The following is a 13509-nucleotide window of genomic DNA, read 5'->3' as shown; positions in this document are numbered from 1 at the left end:
CCATAAAAATTATGTTATTTAACAATGAAAGATGGGTTAAGTAAATTTTCTTTATTATACACTATTGGCTGCATATTTTCAAACTGAAAAGTCATTTTTCCGGCTTCTCTTACAATAGCATCTGCCGCTGCCGTATCCCACTCCATTGTTGGACCAAGGCGGGGATATATATCTGCTTCGCCAGTTGCTACCATACAAAGTTTTAAAGAACTGCCTTTACTTACTTGCTCTATTTCTTTTGTTTTTAAGTTGTCAATAAATTCTTGTGTCTCTTTTGAGAGATGTGATTTTGAGGCAACAACATGGAGTTTTTTTTCTGGATGTTGATTGGTTTTTAGTGGCAGTTTTTTCCCATTTTTATAGGCGCCTTCGCCTTTTTTGGCTTTATACATCTCATCTATAGCAGGAGCATAAACTACTCCTAGAACAGGAATATCTTTATAGATTAAGGCAATATTTACAGTAAACTCGCCATTTTTCTTTATAAACTCTTTTGTACCGTCTATGGGGTCTACGCACCAGTAGTATTGCCACTCTTTTCTTATCTCATACTCTGTCTGTTTATTCTCTTCCGACATTATCGGTATATTTGGGTAAAGTTTTTGTAAAGAAGAACATATAATTTCATTTGCTTTTGTGTCAGCCTCTGTTAACGGTGATTTATCATCTTTATACTCTATGGTAAAATCTTTTTCATATATTTTCATAATTGCATCACCTGCTTCTTTAGCAATTAAGACAATCTTTTCTAAGTCAATATCTTTTAACACTCCAAATATCCTCTTTCTTGTAAATATTCTATAATTATTTGAACTGATTCTTCAACAAGTATTTTATCTGTTTTTATATGTATCTCTGCTTTTTTTGGTGCTTCATAAGGTGAAGATATGCCCGTAAAGTTTGGAATTTCACCTTTTTGAGCCTTTTTATACAAACCTTTAGGATCTCTGCTTTGACACACTTCAAGCGGAGTATCTATAAACACTTCTATAAATTCACTTTTCTTTACTAGCTTTCTTACTTTCTCTCTTTCTTGCTTAAAAGGTGAAATAAAAGCGCTAAGTACAATCATTCCTGCATCTACAAAGAGTTTGCTTACTTCGCCGATTCTTCTTATATTTTCAACTCTCTCTTCCTCTGAAAAACCAAGTCCCGCATTAAGTCCTAATCTTATATTATCACCGTCTAAGAGATAGGTATGTTTACCCATTTCATTTAATTTTACTTCCACTGCATTGGCTATCGTAGATTTACCGCTGCCGCTGAGTCCTGTAAACCAAAGTATACAAGACTTTTGTTCTTTTATCTTTGCTCTTTGCTTTTTTGAGACATGATGTTCATGCCACACTATATTTTCATTTGACATAGTTCTTCTTTATATATTTTACTATTGTTTGTGATGCTTCATCAACACTTATTGTATTGGTATCTATCACTATTTCTGCATACTGCGGTTCTTCATAAACATCATTAACGCCTGAAAAGTTTTGAAGTTCCCCTTTCATTGCTTTTTCATATACACCTTTGTAGTCTCTTTGCTTACAACTTTCTATATCTGCTTTTACATATACTACTACATTATTTTTCACCATCTTTCTTATAGCTTTTCTGCTCTCTGTATAAGGACTGACAAACGAAGCTACTGTTGAGATGGAGTTGTTTTGCAGGGTTTTTATAAGGTGTCCCACTCTTTTCATATGTCTGTTCCTGTCTTCTCTGCTAAAGCCGATATCTGGAACAACATCTCTTATATCTTTTGAGTCTAATCTCTCTATTGGGATATGAAGTTTTTCCAACTCTTTATATACTCTATCTGCAATAGTTGTTTTTCCTGAGAGCGGCAAACCTGTAAACCAAAGGTTGAAAGGTTCTATCTTTTTCTTACCCCAGCGAATTTTCATCCAAACTCTCTCATGCGCCCAGTAAAGCCCAACTTTTAAAACTGTTTCCACTACGCCTGCGGCAATCGCTAAATCTAACCTTCCAAAAAAAACATACACTATTATAATTGTTGTAGAAGTTGCCACTATTCTCCAGCTTATTCCTTTTACGATTGAGCGTCTGTTTGTCTCTTTATACATTAGATTGTTTTACAATTCCACTCTGGGAAATTTTCTCTTATGTATCTGTTAAGTTCTTTTTCTGCTTTGGTATATTCTCTATGAGCTTTTACATCGCTGTCTTCTTCTCTTTTAGCCACATCGACTATCATACCCGCACCTACCGTATTGTTTGTAACTCTGTCTACTACTATAAAACTTCCCGTCTCATGATTCTCTTTATACTTATCTGCTGCTATCGGTCGAGTAAGAACCATTTTACACGATGCTATGTCATTAAGTTCAAGTTTTTTGACTTGGGTTCGCTCATAAGTATTTACATCTACTTTATAATTTATATGCTCAAAAACTCCCGGCATTGCCGAAGTGGCTCTTTTTATATCATAAGTTTTTCCTACCTGCATAGAAGATTCATCCATCCATACAAGCATGACTTTAAGAGAGTTTGAGACTCTCGGCATATTTTTAGTGTGAACTATCATATCTCCGCGACTTATGTCAATTTCATCTTCTGTAGTGATAGTTACCGCCATTGGAGCATAGGCTTCATTACATATAGCACTTCTGTTAGCTTCTGTAATATCTCCGGCATTGATAATATTTTTTACTTTTGTAGTTTTTCCGGATGGTAGTACTGTTATCTCATCACCCGCTTTTACATTTCCGCTTGCTATTGTTCCGCAAAAACCTCTAAAGTTTAAGTTTGGACGATTTACATATTGAACAGGAAGTCTAAAATTTTCTTCTTTAATCTCTTTAGATATATCCATAGTATCAAGTAGATTTAGGAGAGGTTTTCCGTCGTACCATGGAGTTTTTTCACTTTTATCGACAACATTATCACCATCCAATGCACTCAAAGGAATATAGTATGTGTTTTTTATGCCAAGCTCATTAGCTAAGTCAGAATATGCTTGTTTAATCTCATTAAATACATCTTCACTAAAATCGACTAAATCCATCTTGTTTATAGCCACTATTACATGCTCAATTCCTAATAGATTCACTATAAAGCTATGACGTCTAGTTTGAGTGAGTATACCTTTACGTGCATCTATAAGTATAATCGCTACATCAGCCGTAGAGGCTCCTGTAACCATATTACGAGTATACTGTTCATGTCCTGGAGTGTCTGCAATAATGAACTTTCTTTTCTCTGTTGCAAAAAATCTGTATGCTACATCAATAGTAATGCCCTGCTCTCTTTCACTCTGTAATCCGTCAACAAGCAGAGCCATATCTAACTTCTCTCCAGTTGTACCGTACTTCTCACTCTCACTCTGCGCAGCACTAAGCTGATCGTCAAATATCATTTTAGAGTCATAAAGCATACGCCCGATTAATGTGCTTTTACCGTCATCTACGGATCCGCAGGTTAAAAAGCGGAGCATATCTTTGTTTTCATGCTCTTTGAGATAGCTTTCTATATCGAGAGCTATTTTTTCATTTTTAGAACTCATTAAAAATATCCCTCTACTTTTTTACGCTCCATAGCGCCTTCGCTGTCTTTATCTATAAGTCTTCCTTCTCTCTCACTAGAAGTTGAAAGCAGCATCTCTTTTATAATTTCAGGAAGTGTCGAGGCTGTAGAGTTGATGGCACCCGTCAGAGGATAACATCCAAGCGTACGAAAGCGAACCATTTCCATTTTTGCGCGCTCTCGCAGCTCTTTTGGCATACGCTCATCATCTACGAGAATCTTTGTGCCTTCATACTCTACCACCGGTCGTTTCTTTGCAAAGTAGAGTGAAGGAATAGGGATACCCTCTAAGTAGATATACTGCCATATATCAAGTTCTGTCCAATTACTGATGGGAAAAACTCTTACACTCTCGCCTTTGGCAATAGCCGTGTTATAAATATTCCAAAGTTCGGGTCTTTGGTTTTTCGGGTCCCAGCGGTGCTGCTTGTCACGAAAGGAGAATATTCTCTCTTTGGCACGGGACTTTTCTTCATCGCGTCTTGCTCCGCCTATGACCGCATCATAACCGCCTTTGTCAAGTGCCTGTTTAAGAGCCTCTGTTTTCATAATGTCGGTGTGTACTTTACTCCCGTGTTCAAATGGAGATATATTCATTGCTATACCTTCTGGATTAGAATGTACCACAAGATCAAAGCCTAATTCTTTTGCTCGATTGTCACGGAATTCTATCATCTCATGAAATTTCCACAAAGTATCTACATGTAAGAATTTAAAAGGCGGTTTAGCAGGAGCAAAGGCTTTCATAGCCAAATGAAGCATAACAGAGGAGTCCTTTCCCACACTGTACATCATCACGGGATTAGAAAACTCTGCCGCAACTTCACGGAGAATATGAATGGATTCTGCTTCTAGTTGTTTTAGGTGGGTTAGTTTTTCTTTAGTTATCATTATATTTTCCCAAATACCAATTAACAGTTTTAACTATACCTGTGTCAAAATTTTCATCAGCTTTCCAGCCAAGTTCATTTTCTAGTTTTGTGGCATCTATGGCATAGCGTCTGTCATGCCCTGCTCTATCTTCCACAAATGTTATTAACTCTTTATAACTCTCTTTGTCTATTTTTTCTTTTGGTGGAACTTTTTCATCTAATATACTTGTTATCGAATTTACTATCTGAAGATTTGTTCTCTCATTTTTTCCGCCAATGTTATAAACATTAGCTTCTTTACCTGAATGGTACACTAAATCTATACCTTTACAGTGATCAAGTACATAAAGCCAATCTCTAATGTTCTTGCCATCTCCATATATTGGAATATTCTCACCGGCTAATGCTTTTCTTATGATAGTAGGAATGAGTTTTTCATCATGTTGTTTGGGTCCATAGTTGTTTGAACAGTTTGTTATAACCGTATTGAGTCCATAAGTCTCTTGATAACTTCTTACTATCATATCACTTGATGCTTTAGATGCAGAATATGGAGAGTTTGGAGCATATGGCGTTTCTTCCGTAAAGAGATCTGTCTCATTTAATGTTCCATACACTTCATCGGTTGAAATATGATGAAATCTTGGTTTAGCCGAAGCTGAAGCATCGGTTGTGAATCTTTCTTTGTATTTAAATGGAGCATCCATCCAATATTTATATGCTACATCTAAAAGCGTAAAAGTTCCATTAACATTTGTTTCAATAAAAATACCAGGGTTTTTAATAGAATTATCAACATGGCTTTCTGCTGCAAAGTGAATCACACCTCTAATGTCATACTCATTAAATATAAACTCTACAAGTTCACGATTACAAATATCACCTTTGATGAATTTATATCTAGGGTTGTTCTGTGCTTCTTTAAGGTTACCCAAGTTTCCCGCATATGTGAGTAAGTCTAAATTGACTATATTGTAATCATTATACTTATCTAAGAAGTATGGCACAAAGTTACTTCCGATAAATCCGGCACACCCTGTTACTAAAATTGTCTTATTACTGTTATCAAACATCTGTTATTTTCTTTCTCCCATAATTTTCAAACATGTATCTAAGCTATCTTTCCAATATGGAATTATAACATTAAATGTTTGTTTGATTTTAGCTTTATTCAACAAAGAGTAATACGGTCTTGCAGCCGGAGTAGGATACTCTTTCGTTTCAATTGGATTGATTTTACAATCTAGTTTTGCCATACGTATTATCTCTTTGGCAAAGTCATACCAGCTAAGCACCCCTTCATTAGAATAATGATAAATTTCTAATTTTGAATTTTGAATTTTTGGTATTATATCTAAAATAGTTTTTGCTAAATCTCTAGCATAAGTAGGCGTTCCAACCTGGTCAAAAATAACACCAACACCATCTCTTTCTTTGCCAAGTCTTAACATTGTTTTTACAAAATTATTTCCAAATGATGAGTAAACCCATGATGTCCTTATAATTATAGAATTTTTAGGCTTGATTTCCTGTAGCACTTTTTCACCATCAAGTTTAGTTTTTCCATAAACTCCGTTTGGATTTGTTTCATCTATTTCCGTATAAGGTTTGTAGTTTTTACCATCAAATACATAATCCGTCGAGATATGGATAAGCTTGATATCCTTCTCTTTTGAAATTTGTGCTAAATTTTTTACAGCCAAGTGATTTATTTTATCTGCATTTGTTACATCATCTTCTGCTTTATCAACTGCAGTATAGGCTGCTGTATTAATAATGGTATTTATATGATTGTCTTCTATAAATTTTTTAACAGCTTTGTTATCTGTGATGTCGAGAGTTTCTCTATCTGTAAAAAAGAAATTATATGCGTTATACTTACAAGAGAGCTCTTTTAGTTCAGAGCCAACTTGTCCATTTGCACCTGTTATTAAAATACTAATCATTATAATAATTAACCTTGTAATCAAATATATCATTTGTCTCGGTAAGTTTAGGTTGTACTTTATCTTTTGCAGAAAGTTTTAGTTCACTATATGGGATTGTCCAGTCAATATTAAGAGCTTCATCACTAAAAAGAATTCCTCTATCGTTCTCAGGACTATAATAGTTGTCAACTTTGTAAGCAAAAATAGTATCATCTTCAAGAACAACAAACCCATGAGCAAATCCACGAGGTACAAGAAGTTGATGTTTATTTTCAGCATTTAACTCTACTGCAACATGTTTCCCAAACGTTAAACTCTCTTTTCTAATATCTACTGCAACATCAAGAACTCTACCTTGAATTACGCGAACAAGTTTTGTTTGCGCAGCAGGATGAAGTTGATAATGTAAGCCTCTTAGAACGCCACGAGATGATTTAGATTCATTATCTTGACAAAAATTTATTTTATATCCTAAAAACTCTTCAAGCTTATCAGCTCTAAAGGTTTCTACAAAATAACCCCTCTCATCTCCATGAACTACAGGTTCTATTAAAACCACATCAGGTATTTCAGTTCTTACAAATTTCATCTTTATACAATTCCTTCTCTAACTCTGCTTAGTAAATATTGCCCATATTCATTTTTCTTTAATGGCTGGGCAAGTTCTATCAATTTTTCATTACTGATATACCCCATTTCATATGCTATTTCTTCGATACATGCCACTTTTAAACCTTGTCGCTTTTCTATAGTCTGTATAAACAGACTAGCCTCCAATAAACTCTCATGCGTTCCCGTATCAAGCCATGCATAACCTCTGCCCATCAGCTTAACTCTTAATCTTTTTTCCCTTAAATAATCTTCATTTAGAGTTGTTATTTCTAATTCTCCTCTATCGCTTGGTTTTACATCTTTTGCTTTTTTGACTACATCATTAGGATAAAAGTATAGTCCAACTACAGCATAATTACTTTTAGGATTAGCTGGTTTTTCTTCTATAGAAATCACTTCCCCTTTCTCATTAAACTCTGCTACACCATATCTCTCTGGGTCATTTACATAATAGCCATAAACGGTCGCTTGATTTTTGTCTTTTGCATTTATCACACTTTTTGCAAGCAGATTTGTTAAGCCATGTCCATAAAAAATATTATCTCCTAAAACAAGACATACATCAGAATTACCAATAAATTCTTTCCCAAGTATAAAAGCTTGTGCAAGACCATCAGGAGAAGGTTGCACTTTATAGCTAAACTTCATCCCAATATCTGAACCATGACCTAAAAGTTCTTCAAATCTCGGCAAATCATTTGGAGTTGATATAATCAATACTTCAGTTATGCCGGCAAGCATCAAAACAGACAAAGGATAATAAATCATCGGTTTATCATAAATTGGAACTAGTTGCTTAGAAACACCTTTTGTAATAGGATAGAGTCTTGTACCGCTTCCTCCTGCTAATATAATGCCTTTCATTCTTATAACTCTCCTATACTTTATTTTTATAAAATTATATTTATTTCTTAAATATTTTAATTACATTGTATTTTACACTAATCTATTAAAATTTAACATAAAATTTAGGCCCAAAAATGCTAAACAAAACAATCAATATTTATCATTTAAAATGACACAAAAGTGACGAAAATTATTACCATTTCTTAATTAATGATGCTATAAACTGCTGACATCACTTAAGGAGAGCAGACATGGTAGAATATATTTTAAAACGAGACGGTTCTTACAAACAGTTTTTCTCTTATAAAATAGAAGATGCCATTAAAAAAGCTTTTTTAAGTGAGCATGTAGATTTTGACGAAACAGTGTATATAAAAGTTATACAAAGACTCGATGCCAAACGAGTTGTTGCCGTAGAAGACATACAGGACATTATAGAGCAGGAACTTTTTAAAGCAAAATATTTTGATGTAATGCGTTCTTTTATGCTCTATCGTCATTTACATAAACTTCAAAGAGATAACCTTCTCGAAGACGACACGACATATATTAATTCTACGCAAACTATAGAAGAGTATATCAGTGGGAGTGACTGGCGAATAAAAGCAAACTCCAATACGGGTTATTCAAATGCGGGGCTTGTAAACAATACGGCAGGCAAAGTTATAGCAAACTACTGGCTTGACAAAATTTACTCAAAAGAAGAAGGGTATGCGCATAGAAATGGGGACTATCACATACATGATTTGGACTGTTTGACCGGTTATTGTGCCGGTTGGAGTCTAAGAGTTCTTCTGGATGAAGGGTTTAACGGAGTAAGAGGGAGAGTGGAAAGCAATGCACCAAAGCATTTCAGAGAAGCTCTTGGACAAATGGCAAATTTTTTGGGTATTTTGCAAAGTGAATGGGCCGGAGCACAAGCCTTTTCATCCTTTGACACATACCTGGCACCTTATCTTTTTAAAGATCAACTTTCATATAAGGAGGTAAAAAAAAGTATTCGTAGTTTCATATACAATTTAAATGTTCCTGCACGATGGGGACAATCGCCTTTTACAAATATCACTATAGATTGGAACGTTCCGGATGATTTGAAGGATCAGATTCCAACAAGTAAGCAGCGCCATCTCTTTGAAAATATTGATGATGCCAATCTAAGATTCAAAGCACAAGAGAGAGGTGTCACCTCTCTGACTGATATGACATATAAAGATTTTCAAGAAGAGATGCATATGATAAACAAAGCTTACTATGAGGTTATGACAGAGGGTGACAAAACCGGTCAGCCTTTTACATTTCCTATACCTACCGTCAATATTACTGAAGATTTTGACTGGTACGGCGAAAATACAGATTTGCTGTTTGAAAACACGGCAAAAATTGGCTCTTCCTACTTTCAAAATTTCATAGGGAGCCAATACAAAAGAGATAAAAACGGAGAACTTATTGCAAACGATGAAGCATATAAGCCCGGACATGTCAGAAGTATGTGTTGCAGACTACAGCTTGATTTAAGGGAACTTCTTAAACGAGGCGGTGGCCTGTTCGGCAGTGCTGAAATGACAGGAAGCATAGGTGTTGTCACAATCAATATGGCAAGGCTTGGCTTTTTACACAAAGGAAATATGGCATCTCTCTTAGAGCGGCTTGATGAATTGATGGAGTATGCGAAATCTACTTTGGAGAAAAAACGCGTTTTTATTCAGGAGATGTATGACAGAGGGCTTTTCCCTTATACAAAAAGATATTTACCCGGATTTAAAAACCATTTTTCTACTATCGGCGTTAATGGAATCAATGAAATGATACTGAATTTTTCGGGAGGTGCCTATGATATCAGTTCAACACAGGGAATTGACTTTGCAACCGAAATTCTTAATCATATAAGAGAGAGAATGGTTGTATTTCAAGAAGAAACAGGGAACCTTTACAATCTCGAAGCCACACCGGCAGAGGGAACAACGTACAGATTTGCAAAAGAAGACAAGAAAAGATACAGTGATAAAATCATACAAGCAGGTATGGATGAAAACATCTACTATACAAACTCTTCGCAGATTCCGGTCGGGCTAACGGATGACCCTTTTGAAGCTTTGACCCTGCAGGATGATTTGCAGACAAAATACACAGGGGGAACGGTACTGCATCTTTATATGCAGGAGAGGCTTAGTTCTACTGAAGCCTGCCGTAAGTTAGTGAAAAATGTCATTACAAACTTCAGGCTGCCATATATTACGGTAACGCCATTGTTTTCAGTTTGTCCAAAACACGGATATATCTCAGGAGAGCATGAGTATTGTCCAAAATGCGATGAAGAACTGATTAATGAATATGAAAACCAAAAAAAGGAAGCGTCATGAGTAAAAATGAAATTTTAGAATTAGTCAAAGAAAATAGACAAAAATGTATAGTATACACACGAGTAATGGGCTATCACAGACCTGTTGAGAGTTTTAACATAGGAAAAACAGGTGAACACAGACAGCGCAAACAGTTTAAAGAGTGAGAAGTGCATATATGATATAACCAAATTTACCCATTTGGATTATCCTGATCAGCTTGCCTGTATTTTCTGGTTTAGCGGATGCAATATGCGTTGTGACTTTTGTTACAACAAAGACATAGTCTTTGCCAAAAAGGGTAGCTATACACTTGAAGATGCGCTTGCATTTTTACGTACAAGAGAGCATCTTTTAGATGCAGTTGTCCTCTCAGGCGGAGAGGCTTCTTCTTATGATTTGACAGCTTTCTGCAGACAAATCAAAAAACTCGGATTTTTAATCAAGCTTGATACAAACGGTACAAACTACTTACATGTAAAGCAGCTCATTGATTTAGAGTTGCTGGACTATGTCGCCCTTGATTACAAAGCACCCCAATATAAATTCACTCAAATAACCCACTCAAACAAATATGAAGAATTTAATAAAACACTTGATCTGCTTATCAACAGTAATATAGACTTTGAAGTAAGAACTACACTGCATGCAGATCTGTTAAACAGTGATGACATTAATCTTATAATAGAAGATTTGAAATTAAAAGGATACAATAAAACCTATTATATTCAAGAATTTTTAGACACACAAAGTAATATAGGAGGGCTTGAAAAACCTTCCAAATCTTTTGAAAAATCCCAATTGTCAAATAATTTACCTATTATTTGGAGATAAATCACTATTTTCTTGATATATATCAATTTTTTATTTAAAAAAACAAGATACTATTCTTCAAAATTTAAATCAGACAAAAATTGTCCTATTTAAAAAACCGAGTATTATTTTACTCTTAACAAGGAAATATCATGATTAAAATCATTCTAGCATTTACATTGGCAATAGTTGCACTTCAAGCGCAAGAAACAGTTCACTACGATAAAAAAGAAGTTAAAAAAGCGGCAATATCAAAGCCAAACCATCCAGGTGAGAATCTGTATATTAACAGATAAGTCAAAATACGGCTGCCCTTTAGCTCAGTGCTATTTGGTAGCCTTCTCCTTTGATATTTATAAGAAGCTCTTTTGAAGTTTTTTCTCTGAGTCGTCTTATAAATGTTCGCAATCTCGCATCACTCACCATTTCATTCCAGACTAATTTTTTTATTTTTTGATACGCAACAATATTCTCTTCGAGTAAAACTTCTAAAAACGCAATCTCTTTTTTTGAAAGCGCTATGTATCTGTTATTTCTATAAAGGCTCTTTGTAGTTTTATTAAAAACAAAGCCCTCTGCCAATGGTATTGATTTTTCTCCTATTACCTCTTCAAGTGAAAGAATATATGTCAAAACCTCATCCGGATCAAAAGGCTTTATAAAGTATTTAACTACACCTATATCTATGGCACTTAAAAGCTTTTCAACATCGCTAAAGGCACTCAGTATAATTATTTTACTCTCTGGATTTATTTTTTTTATCTCTTTAGCCATTTCCAAGCCGGTTTTGTTGGGCATCATAATATCAGTAATGACAATATCAGGTAAAACTTTTTTATAAATTTCTAAACCTTCATTTCCGTCTTTTGCCAACAAAAAACTGTGAAAACTGTCTCCGATGGCATTTTTAAGCAGCGAAGAGAGTTTTTCTTCATCTTCAACAAGTAAAATTTTCAAACTTTTTAAAAACTTATTACGCATTTGCTTTGTCTCTGTCTTGAAGTGGTATTTTTATACTGAATGTTGTAAAACCTTTTTTTGATTTTACATCTATTGAACCGTTTAAGCCCTGCTCACAAATCATTTTTGACATAAACAATCCAAGCCCTGTTCCCGAAGAGGAGTGTTTTGTTGTAAAATAAGGTTCAAAGATTTTATATATCTCTTTTTCTTTTATACCGCCCGCATTATCCTCAAACTCTATAATCGCAAACTCTTTTTCTTTTTTTACTCTTATATTTATCTCTTTAAGCAATACTCCTGATTGCAAAAAAGCATCTTTTGAATTTTGTATGAGATTTATCATAACCTGTGTCAATTCATTTGAGATACCAAGTACTTCCACATCTTCAAAATCAGTGCGTATAGTAATCATCTCTTTTGTAATGATTTTTTCTAAAATACTCAGCGACTCATTAATACTCTGAGCAATCTTAAAATAGTGTTTATGTTTTGTCGGCTTAAAAAAGTTGGTAAAATCATCTATGGTGGTAGACATGTTCTGTATAATTAATTTACTTTCATCATACAGACTTTGCACCTCTTTTTCATTATTTTGCAAAGCGGCTTTTTTCAAACTAAAAAGTGTAAGACTGAGTTCCGTCAAAGGTTGTCTCCATTGGTGTGCTATATTGGCAAGCATTTCACCCAGACTTGCAAGACGGGACTGCCAAAACATCACTTTTTGTTTCTGCTCATTTTTGGCTATTTCTTCATAGACTCTGAGTTCAAGTGTCTCATTGAGCTCTTTGAGCTCCTTTGTCTTCTCTTGTACTCTTTTTTCAAGATTTTCATTTAATTCTTCAAGCTCTTTTTCTTTTTGCTCGAGACTCTGTTTATAAAAAACCTCTTTTGTCACGTCGTAGCGAATGGCAATGAACTCTTCAATATTATTTTTTTCATCAAGTATAGGAATGACGGTGGTATTGACATAAAAAGTCGATCCGTTTTTTGCTCTGTTTTTGACCGTAGCTTTATAGGTTTTTTTTGCCTTTATCGTCTCCCATAGTGCTTTAAACTGTGAAGCCGGCACATCAGGATGTCTTACAATATTGTGGTTTTTACCGATAAGCTCCTCTTTTGAGTAGCCGGAAATTTTGCAAAACTCATCATTTACAAATGTAATGATGCCGTTTACATCGGTTTTTGAGATAATATTGCTTTTTTCAATTGCTTCTTTATACTGCTCTAACATAACTAGATTTTAACCAAACTAATCCCAAAGTACACTTACACCATACTCTTCATTTAAAACCACTGTTTTGGTATAGTAAAATTTTTTGCCGTATTTTTTACTCAGAAGTTCCACTTCAAGCTCACCCTCGCTTAAAAGTTCTCTTACCTCTTTATAATTCAGCCATTTTCCGTATTTTGCCAAAGAGTTCTGCCAGATTCTAAAACTGCATGTAGACTCCTGTGTCACTTCAAACATCTCACCGTCTTCTGTTGTCCATTGTGCATTTGTACAGGCATAAAGCTTAACTTTTTTACCGCTTACTTCTTTGTCACGTACCTCAATCTCGCCATCATCACAATATGGACATTTTCCTAAAGTCATTA

The 13509-nt window shown here is 34.8% G+C and carries 16 protein-coding genes; 4 read left to right on the top strand and 12 right to left on the bottom strand.

The genetic code is table 11. The features are described 5' to 3' along the window. Positions 1-14 precede the first annotated feature (14 nt). From cysQ to rfbA, 9 genes are read right to left on the bottom strand one after another with little or no spacing between them, the layout of a single operon-like run. On the bottom strand, positions 15-770 hold the full coding sequence (gene cysQ, locus SAUT_RS01315; RefSeq protein ID WP_013326070.1) for a 3'(2'),5'-bisphosphate nucleotidase CysQ: 756 nt from the start codon (positions 768-770) through the stop codon (positions 15-17). Then, entirely contained in the window at positions 764-1366 is a 603-nt protein-coding gene (cysC, locus tag SAUT_RS01310) for an adenylyl-sulfate kinase (protein ID WP_013326069.1), read from the bottom strand. Before cysC (SAUT_RS01310) ends, cysQ begins: the two co-directional genes overlap by 7 nt. Next, positions 1356-2081 carry an adenylyl-sulfate kinase gene (gene cysC / locus SAUT_RS01305; protein WP_013326068.1) on the bottom strand — a complete coding sequence of 242 codons (726 nt, stop codon included), beginning with the start codon at positions 2079-2081 and terminating at the stop codon, positions 1356-1358. The genes cysC (SAUT_RS01310) and cysC (SAUT_RS01305) overlap by 11 nt, the downstream gene beginning before the upstream one ends. Further along, positions 2081-3520 (bottom strand): sulfate adenylyltransferase subunit CysN, encoded by a 1440-nt coding sequence (cysN, locus tag SAUT_RS01300; protein WP_013326067.1) that lies wholly within the window; start codon positions 3518-3520, stop codon positions 2081-2083. Before cysN ends, cysC (SAUT_RS01305) begins: the two co-directional genes overlap by 1 nt. Beyond that, positions 3520-4431: a sulfate adenylyltransferase subunit CysD gene (gene cysD, locus SAUT_RS01295; protein WP_013326066.1), complete on the bottom strand. Its 912-nt coding sequence runs from the start codon at positions 4429-4431 to the stop codon at positions 3520-3522. The genes cysN and cysD overlap by 1 nt, the downstream gene beginning before the upstream one ends. Further along, a complete protein-coding gene (gene rfbB / locus SAUT_RS01290) occupies positions 4421-5485 on the bottom strand; it encodes a dTDP-glucose 4,6-dehydratase (RefSeq protein ID WP_013326065.1) in 1065 nt (354 codons plus the stop codon). The genes cysD and rfbB overlap by 11 nt, the downstream gene beginning before the upstream one ends. A 3-nt stretch (positions 5486-5488) precedes the next feature. Continuing rightward, positions 5489-6358 carry a dTDP-4-dehydrorhamnose reductase gene (gene rfbD / locus SAUT_RS01285; protein ID WP_013326064.1) on the bottom strand — a complete coding sequence of 290 codons (870 nt, stop codon included), beginning with the start codon at positions 6356-6358 and terminating at the stop codon, positions 5489-5491. Continuing rightward, on the bottom strand, positions 6351-6929 hold the full coding sequence (rfbC, locus tag SAUT_RS01280) for a dTDP-4-dehydrorhamnose 3,5-epimerase (protein WP_013326063.1): 579 nt from the start codon (positions 6927-6929) through the stop codon (positions 6351-6353). Before rfbC ends, rfbD begins: the two co-directional genes overlap by 8 nt. A 2-nt stretch (positions 6930-6931) precedes the next feature. Further along, positions 6932-7816, bottom strand: coding sequence for a glucose-1-phosphate thymidylyltransferase RfbA (rfbA, locus tag SAUT_RS01275; RefSeq protein WP_013326062.1), 885 nt, complete (start codon positions 7814-7816; stop codon positions 6932-6934). A 233-nt stretch (positions 7817-8049) separates the two neighbouring features. Between rfbA and SAUT_RS01270 the strand changes: the two genes are divergently transcribed. The 4 genes from SAUT_RS01270 (at position 8050) to SAUT_RS11330 (ending at position 11246) form a co-directional block, all read left to right on the top strand. Then, complete coding sequence (locus SAUT_RS01270; RefSeq protein WP_013326061.1) at positions 8050-10158, top strand: ribonucleoside triphosphate reductase; 2109 nt, start codon at positions 8050-8052, stop codon at positions 10156-10158. Then, entirely contained in the window at positions 10155-10304 is a 150-nt protein-coding gene (gene nrdD, locus SAUT_RS11220; RefSeq protein WP_013326060.1) for an anaerobic ribonucleoside-triphosphate reductase, read from the top strand. The genes SAUT_RS01270 and nrdD overlap by 4 nt, the downstream gene beginning before the upstream one ends. Continuing rightward, on the top strand, positions 10270-10971 hold the full coding sequence (locus SAUT_RS01260; protein ID WP_013326059.1) for an anaerobic ribonucleoside-triphosphate reductase activating protein: 702 nt from the start codon (positions 10270-10272) through the stop codon (positions 10969-10971). Before nrdD ends, SAUT_RS01260 begins: the two co-directional genes overlap by 35 nt. Positions 10972-11102: 131 nt before the next feature. Beyond that, positions 11103-11246 (top strand): hypothetical protein, encoded by a 144-nt coding sequence (locus SAUT_RS11330; RefSeq protein WP_013326058.1) that lies wholly within the window; start codon positions 11103-11105, stop codon positions 11244-11246. A gap of 19 nt (positions 11247-11265) precedes the next feature. Here SAUT_RS11330 and SAUT_RS01255 read toward each other — a convergent pair whose 3' ends face one another. The 3 genes from SAUT_RS01255 to SAUT_RS01245 are packed head-to-tail and all read right to left on the bottom strand — an operon-like array spanning position 11266 to position 13507. Further along, complete coding sequence (locus SAUT_RS01255; RefSeq protein WP_013326057.1) at positions 11266-11931, bottom strand: response regulator transcription factor; 666 nt, start codon at positions 11929-11931, stop codon at positions 11266-11268. Then, positions 11924-13144, bottom strand: coding sequence for a PAS domain-containing sensor histidine kinase (locus SAUT_RS01250; RefSeq protein WP_013326056.1), 1221 nt, complete (start codon positions 13142-13144; stop codon positions 11924-11926). The genes SAUT_RS01255 and SAUT_RS01250 overlap by 8 nt, the downstream gene beginning before the upstream one ends. An 18-nt stretch (positions 13145-13162) precedes the next feature. Then, positions 13163-13507 (bottom strand): hypothetical protein, encoded by a 345-nt coding sequence (locus tag SAUT_RS01245; RefSeq protein WP_013326055.1) that lies wholly within the window; start codon positions 13505-13507, stop codon positions 13163-13165. Positions 13508-13509: the final 2 nt, after the last annotated feature.

This window comes from Sulfurimonas autotrophica DSM 16294, from assembly GCF_000147355.1.
Classification (GTDB): Bacteria; Campylobacterota; Campylobacteria; order Campylobacterales; family Sulfurimonadaceae; genus Sulfurimonas; species Sulfurimonas autotrophica.
Note: the sequence above shows the minus strand (reverse complement) of the source record. Positions and strands in the feature narration are given on the sequence as shown.